The organism is Lentzea sp. NPDC055074 (assembly GCF_053608005.1).
This window is the reverse complement of the sequence record NZ_JBSGUQ010000012.1, coordinates 79,774-95,691: the sequence shown is the minus strand read 5'-3', so window position 1 is coordinate 95,691 and position 15,918 is coordinate 79,774. Positions and strand designations below refer to the sequence as shown.

13 protein-coding genes are annotated in these 15,918 nt (G+C 69.5%); 9 read left to right on the top strand and 4 right to left on the bottom strand.

Features of this window, described 5'->3' with window-relative positions:
- The first annotated feature begins 94 nt into the window (after positions 1-94).
- Positions 95-1,264 (top strand): ROK family protein, encoded by a 1,170-nt coding sequence (locus ACWF7A_RS25950; protein ID WP_452253088.1) that lies wholly within the window; start codon positions 95-97, stop codon positions 1,262-1,264.
- A 222-nt stretch (positions 1,265-1,486) separates the two neighbouring features.
- On the opposite strand, the gene ACWF7A_RS25945 is transcribed toward ACWF7A_RS25950, so the two are convergent.
- From ACWF7A_RS25945 to ACWF7A_RS25935, 3 genes are all read right to left on the bottom strand, one after another.
- Positions 1,487-3,361: an acyl-CoA dehydrogenase family protein gene (locus tag ACWF7A_RS25945; protein WP_452253087.1), complete on the bottom strand. Its 1,875-nt coding sequence runs from the start codon at positions 3,359-3,361 to the stop codon at positions 1,487-1,489.
- A 116-nt stretch (positions 3,362-3,477) separates the two neighbouring features.
- Complete coding sequence (locus tag ACWF7A_RS25940) at positions 3,478-4,173, bottom strand: DUF305 domain-containing protein (protein WP_452253086.1); 696 nt, start codon at positions 4,171-4,173, stop codon at positions 3,478-3,480.
- Entirely contained in the window at positions 4,173-5,000 is an 828-nt protein-coding gene (locus ACWF7A_RS25935; RefSeq protein WP_452253233.1) for a DUF3105 domain-containing protein, read from the bottom strand. Before ACWF7A_RS25935 ends, ACWF7A_RS25940 begins: the two co-directional genes overlap by 1 nt.
- A 169-nt stretch (positions 5,001-5,169) precedes the next feature.
- On the opposite strand from ACWF7A_RS25935, the gene argS reads away from it, so the two are divergent.
- The 6 genes from argS to rho all read left to right on the top strand — a co-directional run bounded on the left by argS (position 5,170) and on the right by rho (position 13,791).
- Positions 5,170-6,807, top strand: coding sequence for an arginine--tRNA ligase (gene argS / locus ACWF7A_RS25930; RefSeq protein ID WP_452253085.1), 1,638 nt, complete (start codon positions 5,170-5,172; stop codon positions 6,805-6,807).
- On the top strand, positions 6,807-8,225 hold the full coding sequence (gene lysA, locus ACWF7A_RS25925) for a diaminopimelate decarboxylase (protein WP_452253084.1): 1,419 nt from the start codon (positions 6,807-6,809) through the stop codon (positions 8,223-8,225). Before argS ends, lysA begins: the two co-directional genes overlap by 1 nt.
- Positions 8,226-8,253: 28 nt before the next feature.
- Complete coding sequence (locus tag ACWF7A_RS25920; protein ID WP_452253083.1) at positions 8,254-9,546, top strand: homoserine dehydrogenase; 1,293 nt, start codon at positions 8,254-8,256, stop codon at positions 9,544-9,546.
- On the top strand, positions 9,543-10,595 hold the full coding sequence (gene thrC, locus ACWF7A_RS25915) for a threonine synthase (protein WP_452253082.1): 1,053 nt from the start codon (positions 9,543-9,545) through the stop codon (positions 10,593-10,595). The genes ACWF7A_RS25920 and thrC overlap by 4 nt, the downstream gene beginning before the upstream one ends.
- Positions 10,592-11,446, top strand: coding sequence for a homoserine kinase (thrB, locus tag ACWF7A_RS25910; RefSeq protein WP_452253081.1), 855 nt, complete (start codon positions 10,592-10,594; stop codon positions 11,444-11,446). Before thrC ends, thrB begins: the two co-directional genes overlap by 4 nt.
- A 317-nt stretch (positions 11,447-11,763) precedes the next feature.
- Positions 11,764-13,791, top strand: a complete 2,028-nt coding sequence (rho, locus tag ACWF7A_RS25905) for a transcription termination factor Rho (protein ID WP_452253080.1) — start codon at positions 11,764-11,766, stop codon at positions 13,789-13,791.
- Between the two features lie 113 nt (positions 13,792-13,904).
- On the opposite strand, the gene ACWF7A_RS25900 is transcribed toward rho, so the two are convergent.
- Positions 13,905-14,264: a hypothetical protein gene (locus tag ACWF7A_RS25900; RefSeq protein ID WP_452253079.1), complete on the bottom strand. Its 360-nt coding sequence runs from the start codon at positions 14,262-14,264 to the stop codon at positions 13,905-13,907.
- Positions 14,265-14,531: 267 nt separating this feature from the next.
- On the opposite strand from ACWF7A_RS25900, the gene rpmE reads away from it, so the two are divergent.
- Positions 14,532-14,744, top strand: a complete 213-nt coding sequence (gene rpmE / locus ACWF7A_RS25895) for a 50S ribosomal protein L31 (protein WP_086664588.1) — start codon at positions 14,532-14,534, stop codon at positions 14,742-14,744.
- An 87-nt stretch (positions 14,745-14,831) separates the two neighbouring features.
- On the top strand, positions 14,832-15,896 hold the full coding sequence (gene prfA, locus ACWF7A_RS25890) for a peptide chain release factor 1 (RefSeq protein WP_452253078.1): 1,065 nt from the start codon (positions 14,832-14,834) through the stop codon (positions 15,894-15,896).
- Positions 15,897-15,918 lie beyond the last annotated feature (22 nt).

Below are 15,918 nucleotides of genomic sequence, written 5' to 3'. Positions count from 1 at the left end.
CATCGTTGTCAAGGGACAAGACGGGAATTGTCGTGCAACCTGTCTCTTCAACAGTTGCGGGCAAAGCCGGTGGATCAAGATCTAGAATCGGCCGGTGAGCGACCGCAAGCCGCCAGAGGTGGGTACCCCGGCGGGCATGCGCGTGCTCAACCAACGCGCTGTGCTCGACCGGCTGCGCCGTCTGGGTGCCGCCACCCGCCCGCAGATCGCCAAGGACACCGGGCTGTCCAAGCCGACGGTGGGGCAGGCTCTCGCCGACCTCGAACGGCACGCGCTGGTCCGTCCGACCGGCCGCACGACGACGGGTCCTGGCCGGTCAGCGGTGGTCTACGAACCGAATCCCACCGCCGGGTACGTGCTGGGCGTCGACATCGGCAGGGAACGGATCCGGGCGGCCGTGGCCGATCTGGGCGGATCCGTCGTGGCCCGCGTGGACGAACGCAACCGCAGCCGGTCGGCTGCCGCCCTGGTGCGCACCGTGACCGAGCTGGCGGCACGCACGGTGGAGGACGCTGGGATCGCTCTCACGGACGTCGTCGTGAAGGTGATCGGCAGCCCCGGAGTGATCGACCAACGGACGCGGGTCGTGCGCCACGCGCCGCAGCTGCCGGGCTGGGAGTCGAACGGCGTCCTCGACGGGCTGGAGGCCGCGCTCGGGTCCGTGATGCTCGTGGAGAACGACGCGAACCTGGCGGCGCTGGGCGAACACGTCTACGGGGCGGCCAAGGACGCGCGGGTGTTCGTGTGCGCGACGGTCGGCACCGGCGTCGGCATGGGGATCGTCGTGGACGGCAAGCTCTTCCGCGGCGCGCACGGGGCGGCCGGCGAGGTCGGGTTCCTGCCGTACGGGGAGTCCGCTTCGGACGTCCGTCGTGGACAGTTCGAGGACGCGGCGTCGGCGGGATCCGTCCTGGCGCGGGCAAGAGAAGGCGGACTGACGGCGCGGACGGCTCGGGAGGTGTTCTCGCAGGCGCGTTCCGGCAACGCCGTGGCCGCCGAGGTCGTGCGGCAGGAGGCGGAACGGCTCGCGTTCCTCGTGGCCGCCGTCACCGCGGTGATCGATCCGGAGCTCGTCGTCCTGGGTGGCGGAGTCGGGTCGAACGTCGACCTGCTGCTCGAACCGCTGGAGGCCTCGCTGCGGACGATGACACCGCTGGCACCCCGGATCGTGGCGGGCTCGCTGGGGGACGGGGCGGTGCTCTCCGGGGCCCTCGCGATGGGCCTCGAAGCCGCTCGTCAATTGGTCTTCGAAGTTACTCTCTGAGAGTAGTTGAGTACCCCTCACCTGGTAGTTCACTCAATTGTCGTAACTGTTAACGGTGTTTTGTGGCTTAGCGTTACCGGCACCTCCTCCTGGAGGGTTGTGTCCTTCCGTTGCAAGGGGAGTCGGTAGGGGGATGCGGGGGACGTAGCCCCCTACCGGCCGTGCACTGGGCAGGTGCCGCGCCCGCACCACCATCAGCCTGCCCAGTGCAGCAACGGGGAGTTATCGGGGTGTCGGCCGGTGGACGTTGTCCGCCGTCGACTCGTGGTGGGTGGAGTCCGCGATCCAGCCGCCGGGGATGGACGCGTCGATGATGCCGTCCTCGAGCCACGTGTAGGCGCCGTCGAGGACCTGCCGGGCCAGCACCTGGTCGCTGTCGTCGGTGTTCTTCCACAGCTTCTCGAACAGCTCGTCCACCCGGATCCGCGCCTGCTTGGAGAACGCGTCGGCGAGCTGCCGGGCGTTCGGGTTCTCGTCCTGCGCGGCCCGCACGCACGCGGCGCTGATCGCGAACAGCTCGGCCCCGATGTCCACGATCCGGCTCAGGAACCGCTGCTTGCGCTCCATCTTCCCTTGCCACCGCGACATGGCGTAGAACGTCTGCCGCGCCAGCTTGCGCGCCGACCGTTCGACGAACCGCAGGTGCTTCGCGAGCGGCCCGAACTCCGTGTAGCCCACCGGGGTCTGGCCCTTGCCGACGACGAGCGTGGGCAGCCATTTGGCGTAGAAACCGCCCGCTTTGGCAGCGGCCTTCATCTTCGCGTTGCGGTCGGCGTCCGGGTCGATGATGTCGCCCGCCACGGACAGGTGCGCGTCCACGGCCTCGCGCGCGATCAGCAGGTGCATGATCTCGGTCGAGCCCTCGAAGATGCGGTTGATGCGGAGGTCGCGCAGGACCTGCTCCGCCGCCACACCGCGTTCCCCGCGCGCCGCCTGGCTCTCCGCGGTCTCGTAGCCGCGGCCGCCGCGGATCTGCACCAGCTCGTCGGCCACCAGCCAGGCCTTCTCCGAGGCGTAGAGCTTCGCGAGGGCGGCCTCGATGCGGATGTCGTGCTTGCCCGCGTCGGCCAGCTCGGAACTGAGGTCCAGCACTGCTTCCAGCGCGTACGCCGTGGCCGCGATGTAGGCGATCTTGCCGGCGACGGCCTCGTGCCTGCCCACCGGCAGACCCCACTGGACGCGGGCCGACGACCACTCGCGGGCGACCTTGAGACACCACTTCGCCGACCCGGCGCAGAGCGCGGGCAGGCTCAGCCGGCCGGTGTTCAGGGTGGCCAGCGCGATCTTGAGCCCGGCGCCCTCCTTGCCGATGACGTTCTTCTTCGGCACCCGGACGTGGTGGAACCTCGTCACGCCGTTCTCCAGGCCTCTCAGGCCCATGAACGCGTTGCGGTTCTCGACGGTGATGCCCTCGGAGTCGCCCTCGACCACGAACGCCGTGATGCCCTTGCCCGGCACCTGGGCCATGACGACCAGGAGATCGGCCACGACACCGTTGGTGGTCCACAGCTTCACGCCGTCGAGCACGTAGTCGTCGCCGTCCGGGGTGGCGATCGTGCCGAGGCGGGCCGGGTCGGAGCCGACGTCCGGTTCGGTCAGCAGGAACGCGGTGATCTCGCCCTTGGCGCACCGGGGCAGGAACTCCTGCTTCTGCTCGGGGCTGCCGAACATCGCGATCGGCTGCGGCACGCCGATGGACTGGTGGGCCGACAGCATGGCGCCGATGGCCGGGTTGGCGGACCCGACCAGCATCAGCGCCTTGTTGTAGTAGACCTGCGTCAGGCCGACGCCGCCGTACTCGGGCTTGATCTTCATGCCGAACGCGCCGAGGTCCTTGAGGCCCTTCAGGACGTCGTCGGGGATCTGGGCGTCGCGTTCGATGACGGTGTTGTCGATGTGGGCCTCGGTGAACTTCCGGAGCTTCTCCAGGAAGGCCTCACCTCGTTCGCGGTCCTCGGCCGTGCCGCTCGGATGCGGGTGGACGAGGTCGATGCGGAAGTGACCGAGGAAGAGCTCCTTGCCGAAGCTCGGTCGCTGCCAGCGGGTTTCCCGTGCTTGTTCGGCGACCTTCCTGGCCGCGCGCTCGTCGACGGTCATGGGTTACCTCCCGGTAGGTGTGACCCACGTTACTCAGGGGTAGGCGGTTGTCCATGGCCCGGACAAGCGAAAGGGCCGCCCGGTGAACGGACGGCCCTTCACGCACGACTCAACGGCTACGGCAGCGGGGCGGCTCCGCGCTTCGCCAGGTAGTCCTTCATCAGCTCGGTCTCGGCGGACTGCGACTTCAGCATGTTGTCGGCCAGCGTCCTCACGAACGTCTGACCGGCGGCGGACGAGGCGTACTCGGCCATCGGCGCGCCGCCCATGTGGTGGCGGAGCATCAGCTGCAGCCAGTACACGTCGAACTCGTTCCCGGCGGGCATCGTCCGCAGCTTGGTCAGCTCGTCGGTCATGGCCATGCCGGGCATGATCGGCTTGCCGGCCTCGGGCGTGGTGGCGCCGTGGCCGTGCACCCCCGCCGCGTCCATCCACTTCATGTAGACGCCGGAGATGTTCTGCTCGTGCTCGTTCCACATCATCAGCCAGCCCTTCATCCGCCCCACCTGTTCGAGCTGGGTGGAGGAGATGTCGAACGCGAGCTGGCGGATCTCCGGGTTGGTCGAGCGGTCCCTGGCGATGTTCGCCATCTGGATGCCCTGCAGGTGGTGCATGGACATGTCCTGGCAGAACCCGACGTCCACGGAACCGGAGGCCGGTGCCGCGGACGGGGAGGTGGAACCGGGGAGCTTCACGAGCAGGCCCACCGCCGCGCCCAGCAGGAGCACGGCGAGGACCGCGGCGGCGATGACGAGGGTCCGGACCGCACCCGAGGGGCGGCCGGACGTCTCGTCGGTGTCGGGAACCGTCATCAGCTCGACGGCGGCGTCGAGGCGGAGCCCGACGGAGGCGTGCTGGGGTTCTGCTGCGGCTGGCCCTCGGTCACGGAGTCGTCCTTGCCGCCGTCCATCGGCACGGCGTCGGCGCCCGGCTTCTCGGCCACGAACGGGGCCGGGTTCGACAGGAACGCCGTGTTCTCACACGACGCGCCGACCTCTGGGTAGGTGTTCGAGTTGCGCAGCAGCGACGAGATGAACTGGTCGATGCGCTCGTCGTCGGCCTTCTCGACCTTCAGCTGGTGGCCCCAGGACTGCAGGGAGACCGGCTTGTCGAGGCCGGGGAACGGCGACAGCATCATGTACGGGATGCCCTCGACCTTGGCCTTCAGCTTGTTGAGCGCGTCGTCCTTGACCTGGTCCGGGTTGTACGCGATCCAGACGGCGCCGTGCTCGAGGCCGTGGACCATGTTCTCCGTGCGGACGGCCTTGTCGTAGACGACGCCGGTGCAGTCGGCCCACTGGGCGTCGTGCGGGCCACCGAAGGCGGGAGTCTGGTCGTACGCGACGCGCTGGGTCGGCTCTACGTGGCGGGAGCCCTTGTACTCCTTGACCACGATGCCCGCGAGCGCGGTCGACGGGTCCTTGTTCGTGTCCGAGGGCTTCCACTTGGCCAGGGCGGCCTCTTTGACGTTGTTCGCGTGGATCTGCGAGTACGCATACCCGAAAACACCGCCCGCGAGGCCCAGCACCGCGATCACCGCGATGATCGTGCCCCACGGCTTCGGCTTGCTCGCCACCACCGAGGAACGGGCTGCGGCCACGCTGTTGCGTGTGGCCTTCGTCTTCTTGCCGCTGGTCATGTCCGCCTCAGATGTCGTCCTGGTCAACCGGCGCCAGTGTAGGGACATCGTGTCTGATCACTGTCAGCGCAGGGCATTACCACGTGCGCGTTAACACTTGCCGTCTCACCCTCCGAGACCCGGTAACCCGGTCGAGACCTGCGACAACGCATCTCTAGACTCTCGGGGCGTGACCCCTGAAGTGCTCGCCGATCTGGTTCGGACCACGGTTGCCCGGTTGCTGACCGAGCGCGGTCTGGACACCGCCGCTCTGCCCGAGCAGGTGACGGTCGAGCGACCCAGGAACCCCGAACACGGGGACTACGCCACCAACGTCGCCCTGCAGCTCGCCAAGAAGGCCGGTGTGCCGCCGCGCGAGTTCGCGACGTGGCTCGCGGAGGCCCTGCTGACCCAGGACGCCATCGCGAAGGCCGACGTGGCCGGTCCGGGCTTCCTGAACCTCACGATCGCCTCCGAGGCCCAGGGAGCGATCGTTCGTGCCGCTCTGGAGGACTTCTACGGCACGGGCTCGGAGCTGGCCGGCAAGCGCATCAACCTGGAGTTCGTCTCCGCGAACCCGACGGGCCCGATCCACCTCGGCGGCGCGCGCTGGGCCGCGGTCGGAGACGCGCTGGGCGAGGTCCTGAAGGCCCGCGGCGCCCAGGTGACCCGCGAGTACTACTTCAACGACGCCGGCGCGCAGATCGACAGGTTCGTCCGGTCGCTGATCGCCGCGGCGAAGGGCGAGCCGGCCCCCGAGGACGGCTACGCGGGCACGTACGTGAGCGACATCGCCGCCGAGGTCCTGCGCCGCGAACCGGGTGCCCTGACCGACCCGGAGACCGTCCGCCAGGTCGGCGTCGGGCTCATGTTCGAGGAGATCAAGCGCAGCCTGCACGAGTTCGGCACCGACTTCGACGTCTACTTCCACGAGGACTCGCTGCACCAGAGCGGCCGCGTGGACGAGGCGGTCGCGAAGCTCAAGGCCAACGGCTCGCTGTACGAGAAGGACGGCGCCTGGTGGCTGCGGTCCACGGACTTCGGTGACGACAAGGACCGCGTCGTCATCAAGAGCGACGGCGACCCGGCGTACATCGCGGGCGACATCGCGTACCTCGTCGACAAGCGCGGCCGCGGCTTCGACCTGTGCATCTACATGCTCGGCGCGGACCACCACGGCTACATCGCGCGCCTCAAGGCCGCGGCGGCAGCGCTGGGCGACGACCCGGACAGCGTCGAGGTGCTGATCGGGCAGCTCGTGAACCTCGTCAGCGACGGCCAGCCCGTCCGGATGAGCAAACGCGCGGGCACCGTCATCACGATGGAGGACCTGGTCGAGGCGGTCGGCGTCGACGCGGCCCGCTACGCCATGATCCGCTCGTCCGTCGACTCCAGCCTCGACATCGACCTCGACCTGCTGCGCAAGCACAGCAACGACAACCCGGTCTACTACGTCCAGTACGCGCACGCCCGCATCTCCGGGGTGCTGCGCAACGCCGCCGACCTCGGCGTCACCCAGGGAGACGACCTCTCGCTGCTGGTGCACGAGCGCGAAGGCGACCTGATCCGCACGATCGGGGAGTTCCCCAAGGTGGTGGCCACCGCGGCCGAGCTGCGCGAACCCCACCGGGTGGCGCGCTACCTCGAAGAGCTGGCCGGATCGTTCCACCGCTTCTACGACCGCAGGAACGGCGTGCGCGTCCTTCCCCAGGGCGACGAGGAGACCACCCCGTTGCACCAGGCGAGGCTGACGCTCTGCGCCGCCACCAAGCACGTTTTCGGAGCCGGCCTCGGCCTGCTCGGCGTCACCGCACCGGAGCGAATGTAATGCGAGCACACCCCGCCGGACCTCGGCACGCCGACGTCACGGCACCCGGCAGCACCGCCGGCGACCGTCCCTCCTCCACCGACCAGCTCGACCACCTGCACCCCACCGTGTGGCCCCGCAACGCCAAGCGCAACGACGCGGGCGTGCTGGAGCTCGCGGGCGTGGACGTGCGCGCGCTCGCCGAGCAGTACGGCACCCCGTTGTTCGTCATGGACGAGCAGGACTTCCGCGCACGGTGCCGCGAGCACGCCGAGGCGTTCGGCGACCCGACGCTCGTGCACTACGCGTCCAAGGCGTTCCTGAGCGTGCAGGTCGCGAAGTGGGTGGCTGAAGAGGGCCTCTCCATCGACGTCTGCAGCGGCGGCGAGCTCGCCATCGCGTTGCGCGCCGAGTTCCCGGCCGAGCGGATCGCGTTGCACGGCAACAACAAGAGCGTTCCCGAGCTGATCGCGGCCGTCGAGGCGGGCGTCGGCGGGATCGTCGTCGACTCGTACCACGAGATCGCGCGGCTCGACCAGATCGCGCGCGAACGCGGTGTGGTGCAGAAGGTGCTGATCCGCGTGACGGTCGGCGTCGAGGCGCACACGCACGAGTTCATCGCGACCGCGCACGAGGACCAGAAGTTCGGCTTCTCGCTGTCCTCCGGCGACGCGGCCGAGGCCGTCCGCCGCGTGCTCAAGGCCGCCGGTCTCGAGCTCGTCGGCCTGCACAGCCACATCGGCTCGCAGATCTTCGACGCGTCCGGGTTCGAGGTCGCCGCGCGCCGCGTGATCGGCCTGCTCGCCGACATCCGCGCCGAGCACGGCGCCGTGCCGTCGTTGAACGTCGTCGACCTCGGCGGCGGTCTCGGCATCGCGTACACGCCGGACGACGACCCGCCCCCGCCCGCCGAGCTCGCGCGGCAGCTGCACAACATCGTGCAGAAGGAGTGCGAGCACAACGGCCTGGAGATGCCTCGCATCGCGGTCGAGCCCGGCCGCGCGATCGTCGGCCCCGGCACGGTCACCGTGTACGAGGTCGGCACCATCAAGGACATCGAGCTCGACGGTGGCGCGCGGCGCCGGTACGTCAGCGTCGACGGCGGCATGAGCGACAACATCCGCACCGCCCTGTACGACGCGGTCTACGACTGCAAGCTCGTCTCACGCGCGTCCGAGCCCGAGTCGAGGGCCGTGCTGTGTCGTGTGGTGGGCAAGCACTGCGAGTCCGGCGACATCGTGGTCCGGGACTGCTGGCTGCCCGACGATCTCGCACCGGGTGACCTGGTTGCGATCGCTGCCACAGGGGCCTACTGCTACTCGATGGCGAGCGGGTACAACCGACTTCCACGGCCCGCGCTCGCCGCGGTGACCGATGGGGAGGCGCGGCTGTTGCTGCGTCGCGAGACCGAGGACGATCTGTTCCGTCTGGAGGTATAGGGCTGTGTCATCGAAGGAGCCGGGTCACGTGAAACCTATTCGCGTCGCGTTGCTGGGGTGCGGCACGGTGGGCACGGAGGTAGTCCGGCTGCTGACGGACCAGGCCGAGGACCTCAAGCAGCGCATCGGCGCGCCGGTCGAGCTCGTGGGCATCGCCGTGCGCAGGCCGAACAAGCACCGCGAGGTGCCGGAGCACCTGCTCACCACGGACGCCGAGACGCTCGTGAAGTCGGACGACGTGGACGTGGTCGTCGAGGTCATCGGCGGCATCGACCCGACGCGCGGCCTGCTGCTGCAGGCGCTGCGGGCCGGCAAGTCGGTCGTCACGGCGAACAAGGCACTGCTGGCCGAGCACGGCTCGGACCTGTTCGAGGCAGCGGACGCGTCCGGGGCGGACCTCTACTTCGAGGCCGCCGTCGCCGGTGCGATCCCGTTGCTGCGCCCGTTGCGGGAATCCCTTGCGGGAGACCGGATCACGCGCGTCATGGGCATCGTGAACGGCACGACGAACTTCATCCTGTCCGCGATGGACGCCACGGGCGCGGGGTACGGCGAGACGCTCGAGGAGGCCTCGCGCCTCGGTTACGCCGAGGCCGACCCGACCGCGGACGTCGACGGGTTCGACGCCGCCTCGAAGGCCGCGATCCTTGCGTCCCTTGCGTTCCACACTCGTGTGACGGCGTCGGACGTGTACCGCGAGGGCATCCGTTCGGTGTCCGCGGCGGACATCGCGGCGGCCAAGGGCCTCGGCCGCACGGTGAAGCTGCTCGCGATCTGCGAACGCGTGGTCAGCCCGTCCGGCCAGGAGTCAGTCGCCGTTCGAGTGCACCCGGCGATGATCCCCAGGACGCATCCGCTGGCCTCGGTCAACGGCGCGTTCAACGCGGTGTTCGTCGAAGCCGACGCGGCGGGGGAGATGATGTTCTACGGGCAGGGCGCCGGCGGCGCCCCCACGGCCAGCGCGGTCGTCGGCGACCTGGTCGCCGTGGCGCGCAACATGGTCGCGAGCGGGCACGGTCCGCGTGAGTCGGCCTACGCCGCGCTCACCGCGCAGCCCATGGGGAACACGCCCACCCGCTACCACATCAGCCTCGACGTGGCGGACAAGCCCGGTGTCCTCTCGCAGGTCGCCGCGGTGTTCGCCGAGCACGACGTCAGCATCGCCGCTGTCCGCCAGGAAGGCCGGATCGAGGACGCCAGCCTGGTGATCGTCACGCACGCGGCGACCGACGCCGCGCTGCGGTCCACTGTGGACAAAATCGGTGGCCTCCCCGTGGTGCGGGACGTCGTCAGCGTCATGAGGGTGGAGGGCGAAGAGTGAGTGCTGTCAGAGCGGGCTGGCCCGGGCTCATCAACGCCTACCGGGACCGCATCGAGATCCCCGAGGGCGCCGAGGTCGTGACGCTGCACGAGGGCGGCACGCCGCTGGTGCACGCGAAGCGCCTCTCCGCGGCGACCGGTTCGGACGTGTGGGTCAAGGTCGAGGGCGCGAACCCGACCGGCTCGTTCAAGGACCGCGGCATGACCGTGGCCATGACGTACGCGCTCGCCTCCGGCCTGAAGGCGGTCATCTGCGCCTCCACCGGCAACACGTCGGCGTCCGCGGCGGCCTACGCGGCCAAGGCGGGCCTGACGGCGGCCGTGCTGGTGCCCAGCGGCAAGATCGCGATGGGCAAGCTCGCGCAGGCCGTCATGCACGGCGCGAAGATCCTGCAGATCGACGGCAACTTCGACGACTGCCTGGAGCTCGCGTCGAAGACCGCGGCCGAGTACCCGGTCACGCTGGTGAACTCGGTCAACCCGGTGCGCCTCGTGGGCCAGCAGACCGCCGCGTGGGAGGTCTGCGACGTGCTCGGCCAGGCGCCGGACGTGCACTGCCTGCCGGTCGGCAACGCGGGCAACATCACCGCGTACTGGAAGGGCTACACGTCCTACGACCAGGGCCTGCCCCGCATGTTCGGGTTCCAGGCGGCCGGCGCGGCTCCGCTGGTGTCCGGTCAGCCGGTGCCGAACCCGGAGACCATCGCGACGGCGATCCGGATCGGGTCGCCGGCGTCGTGGACGGGTGCGATCAAGGCGCGCGACGAGTCCGGCGGCCTGATCGACGCCGTCACCGACGAGCAGATCCTCAGCGCGTACCGCCTGCTGGCGTCGTCCGAGGGCATCTTCGTCGAGCCGGCGTCGGCCGCGTCCATCGCCGGTCTGCTGATGACCGCCGAGGACGGCAGGCTGCCGAAGGGCTCGACGGTTGTGTGCACCGTCACCGGCCACGGCCTGAAGGACCCCGACACCGCGTTGCTCGGCACCACCGAGGTCGAGCCCGTCCCGGTCGACCCCGGCGCCGTCGCGCACGCCCTGGAGCTGGCGTGAAGTTCCTCGTCTCCGTCCCCGCGTCGACCGCGAACCTCGGTTCGGGGTTCGACGCGCTGGGCATGGCGCTCGGCATGTACGACGACGTGGAGGTGGCCGGCGGCGACGGTGTCGACGGCCTCTCGATCACGGTCGACGGTGCCGGATCCGGCGATGTCCCGCTCGACGAGACCCATCTCGTCGTGCGGGCCGTCCGCGCCACCGGCTACACCGGTGGCCTGGCCCTGAGGTGCCGCAACACCATCCCGCACGCACGGGGACTGGGCTCGTCGGCCGCCGCGATCGTGGCGGGCGTCGCAGCCGGATTCACCCTGTTGGGTCGCGAGTTGGACACGGACGCATTGCAAATCGCCGCCGAGTTCGAGGGGCACGCGGACAACGCCGCGGCGTCCCTGTTCGGCGGCGTTGTCGTTGCGTGGTCTGAAGGAGAGCGATACCGCGCCGTGCGGATGGACGCGGACGCACGCGTACGCCCGGTCGTCCTCATCCCGTCGCAGGAGTCGTCCACCAAGACGACGCGCGGCCTGCTTCCGGCCGAAGTACCGCACGCGGACGCCGCGCACGCCGCCGGGCGAGCCGCCCTCGCGGTGCACGCGCTGACCGTCGACCCGACGGTTCTCCTTGCTGCTACTGAGGATCGACTCCACCAGAACTACCGAGAGCCCGCATGGCCGGACACCGTTCGGGTGATCAACGATCTTCGCAAGCTCGGAGTTCCCGCCTGCGTGAGCGGGGCGGGACCCACCGTGATCGCCTTCGGTGATCTTCCGGCCGAGGTCGACACGCACGGCTTCGACGTGCGCAGACTCGACGTCGACTCCTCTGGCGTGCGCGTTCGGCCATTGGACTGACACGCCCGACCCCGGTTGTTGCATGCCGGGGGAGCGGCGTCTACCCTCGGGGGCGATCAGTCACTGCGCGCACGGGCGCCGGTGTCGCGCTCGGACACTCGTTCCGGGTCGCAATCCTTTTGTGTTCCGGCTCTGTGCCGTGCGGGCGGGGCGGACGCGAAAAGGCACCCGATCGCCGTGATCTGAGAAAAGTCCCGTGCTCGAGGGAAGCCGTCGTGCTTCCGTCTTCATCGGACTTGACCGCCGTTCCCCGCTGAAGTGGGAAGGCGGGTCCGCTGGGCCGCGTAGGAGGCGGGGCCTGGTCAGGAAGGACATGTGTGACCAACACCGATTTGCTGAGCAGCGAAGTCGCAGCTGCCGCTGGTTCTGGAGCCGAGGAGAACGCTCTGTCCACCCCATCGAACGGCACGACGCCGCGCCGCCGCGCGGGTCTGTCCGGCATGGTGCTCGCTGAACTGCGCGAGCTCGCCGGCCAAATGGGCATCACCGGAACCGCAGGCCTGCGCAAGGGCGACCTGATCGCGGCCATCAAGGAGAAGCAGGGCTCCGGAGCCCCGGCGAAGGCCGAGAAGGCCGCGAAGGCCGACAAGGTCGCCGCGAAGGCCGAGGCGCCCGCCGAGAAGCCCGCCGCGAAGGTCGAGAAGACCGTCGAGAAGCCTGTTCAGCAGCAGCTCGAGGTAGCGGAGAAGCCCGCCGCCGAGCCCGCCGCGTCCGACGACTCCCGCTCGTCCGAGGACGGGGGGCGCCGCGGAAACCGTCGCCGCCGCTCCGGCCGTGGCGGCGGCAACGCCGAGGGCGAGGGCCAGCCGCAGCAGGAGCAGCAGCAGCGTTCCGAGCGTCCTGAGCGGGGCGAACGCGCCGAGCGTTCCGACCGTGGTGAGCGTTCCGACCGCGGCGAGCGCCAGGACCGCGGTGAGCGCTCCGAGCGTTCGGACCGTGGTGAGCGTTCCGACCGTGGTGAGCGTTCCGACCGTGGTGAGCGCGGCGACCGCAACGAGCGGGGCGGCCGTGACCGCAACCGCGATCGCGGCGAGCGCTCCGACCGCGGTGACCGCGGCGGAGACCGCCAGGGTGGCGGCCAGCCCGACGGTGACGACGACGGTGGTCGTCGTGGCCGCTTCCGCGACCGCCGCAGGCGCGGTGGCCGTGGCGACGAGCAGGGTGGCGGCGGTCGTGTCGACCGTGAGACCGAGGTGCGCGACGACGACGTCCTGCTCCCGGTCGCGGGCATCCTGGACGTGCTGGAGAACTACGCGTTCGTCCGCACCTCCGGCTACCTCGCCGGCTCGAACGACGTCTACGTCTCGCTCTCGCTCGTCCGCAAGTACGGCCTGCGCCGTGGCGACGCCCTCACCGGTGCCGTCCGCCAGCCGCGCGACGGTGAGCAGCAGCGCCAGAAGTTCAACCCGCTGGTCCGCGTCGACAAGATCAACGGCCTGGACCCGGAAGAGGCGCGCAACCGCCCGGACTTCACCAAGCTGACGCCGCTCTACCCGAACGAGCGTCTGCGCCTGGAGACCGAGCCGCACATCCTCACCACCCGTGTCATCGACCTGGTGATGCCGATCGGCAAGGGCCAGCGCGCCCTGATCGTGTCGCCGCCGAAGGCCGGCAAGACCTCGGTGCTGCAGTCGATCGCGAACGCGATCACGACGAACAACCCCGAGTGCCACCTGATGGTCGTCCTGGTGGACGAGCGTCCGGAAGAGGTCACCGACATGCAGCGCTCGGTGAAGGGCGAGGTCATCGCCTCGACCTTCGACCGTCCACCGTCGGACCACACCACGATCTCCGAGCTGGCGATCGAGCGCGCCAAGCGCCTGGTCGAGATGGGCCACGACGTCGTCGTGCTGCTCGACTCGATCACGCGTCTGGGCCGTGCCTACAACCTGGCAGCCCCGGCCTCCGGCCGAATCCTGTCCGGTGGTGTCGACTCGACGGCGCTGTACCCGCCGAAGCGCTTCCTGGGTGCGGCCCGCAACATCGAGGGCGGCGGCTCGCTCACCGTCATCGCGACGGCCCTGGTCGAGACCGGCTCCGCCGGTGACTCGGTGATCTTCGAAGAGTTCAAGGGCACCGGCAACGCCGAGCTCAAGCTCGACCGCAAGATCGCCGACAAGCGCACCTTCCCGGCCGTCGACGTCGACAGCTCCGGCACCCGCAAGGAAGAGCTCCTGCTCTCGCCGGACGAGATGGCCGTCACGCACAAGCTCCGCCGAGTGCTCCACGCCCTCGACGGCCAGCAGGCGATCGACCTCCTGCTGGACCGGCTGCGCAAGTCCCGCACCAACATCGAGTTCCTGATGCAGGTGGCGAAGACGACGCCGGGTGCCGAGCAGGACTGACCCGCGTGAGTTTCACGTGAAAAAGCCCCCGCTGCAGGTCAGCGGGGGCTTTTTCATGTCCTGTCACTCGAATGCCGAACCAACCGCACCCACGCGGCCGGACGTGGAGGTCGTCACCGACACCCAGCGGTCTGCCGGCTCTCGTCGCTCTGCACCAACAACTGGAACACCAGCCCCACCAGCACCGGCATCCCCACCAAGGTCGCGGCCAGAGCGGGAACCTCCACCGCCCCGACCAGCACCCCGAGCACCAGCACCGCGCCCAGGTAGAACCACCGAATCCTGCGCATCCAGGCCCGCCGCCACCGGACCCCGCCGGACACAGCGGCGGCCACAGCCACCCCGGCCCCGGAGACAACGGACGACAACGGCACGGTCGCCCAAGCCCCGGTGAGCAGCCCAACGGCCCCCATCAGCCCGAACACCGCAGCGGCGAACGCGAACGGCAGGACCAGCCACACGCGCTGGTCCATCGGCCGCTCAGAGGTGCAAAACACGCGACACAGTCTGATGGACACCCACCAACAACACAGAGCCGCATCTGGCCGAACGGCCACACCTTGCGCCGAACGGCGTACCAGGGAGGTTAAGTGGCTGTGACGTAAGCCACGACCACCCCAGGGGAACAACCACGTTTTTGCACGTGTTGAACGGTCTGGCAAACTAAATGGTCGAGTCCGGCTCCGGTTCACCCGTTCACCAACTGGGACCCGGCGGCCATCCTTGAAAGGGACAAGATCTTGAAGACTGGCATCCACCCCGAGTACACCGTCACCGAAGTGACCTGTAGCTGCGGCAACGCGTTCACCACGCGCAGCACCACCTCGGCGTCCGAGGTTCGCGTCGAGATGTGCTCCAACTGCCACCCGTTCTACACGGGCAAGCAGCGCATCCTGGACACCGGCGGTCGCGTGGCGCGCTTCGAGGCGCGTTACGGCAAGCGCAACAAGTAGCTGCTTTCACGGCGCCTGACCCGGCCTCACGAGGCCGGGGAGGGCGCCGTCGCCGTTTCCAGGGAATCCCGAACGAAAGCAGGAGACGTGTCGCAGTCGCTGGACAGCTTGCTCGCCGAGTACGACGAGCTGGAGAAGAAGCTCGCCGACCCCTCCGTGCACGCTGACCAGGTGGGAGCGCGCAAGCTCGGCAAGCGGTACGCCGCGCTCGGCCCGATCGTGAAGACGGCCAGGGAGATCGAGCAGGTGAAGAACGACCTCGAGGCGGCCAAGGAGCTCGCGGCCGAGGACCGGTCGTTCCAGGAGGAGGTCGACCAGATCGAGGGGCAGCTCCCCAGGCTGGAGGAGAAGCTCACCGAACTGCTGCTGCCGCGCGACCCGCACGACGGCGACGACGTGCTGCTGGAGATCAAGTCCGGCGAGGGTGGCGAGGAGTCCGCGCTGTTCGCCGGTGACCTGCTGCGCATGTACACGCGGTACGCGGAGCGTCAGGGCTGGAAGGTCGAGATGCTCGACGGCACCGACTCCGACCTCGGCGGGTTCAAGGACGTCACGGTCTCCATCAAGACCAAGAGCGCCGTGCCGGACGGGGTGTGGAGCCGGCTGAAGTGGGAGGGCGGCGTGCACCGCGTGCAGCGCGTGCCCGTCACCGAGTCGCAGGGGCGCATCCACACGTCCGCCGCCGGTGTCCTCGTCTTCCCCGAGACCGAGGAGACCGCCGCCGTCGAGATCGACGAGAAGGACCTGCGGATCGACGTCTACCGCAGCTCGGGCAAGGGCGGCCAGTCGGTCAACACCACCGACTCCGCGGTCCGCATCACGCACCTGCCGACCGGCATCGTCACGTCCTGCCAGAACGAGCGCAGCCAGCTCCAGAACAAGGCCCGCGCCATGCAGGTGCTGCAGAGCCGCCTGATCGCCCTCGCCGAGGAGCAGAAGGCGCAGGAGCAGTCGGACGCGCGGCGCACGCAGATCCGCACGGTCGACCGCAGCGAGCGGGTCCGGACCTACAACTTCCCCGAATCACGCATCTCCGACCACCGGGTTGGGTACAAAGCGCATAACCTGGACCAGGTCCTCGACGGTGACCTGGACGCGGTGGTCGACGCACTGGCCGCCGCCGACCGGGCAGAACGGCTCGCAGGCGGGTAATCCGACGTGAGAGGGGCGCGTT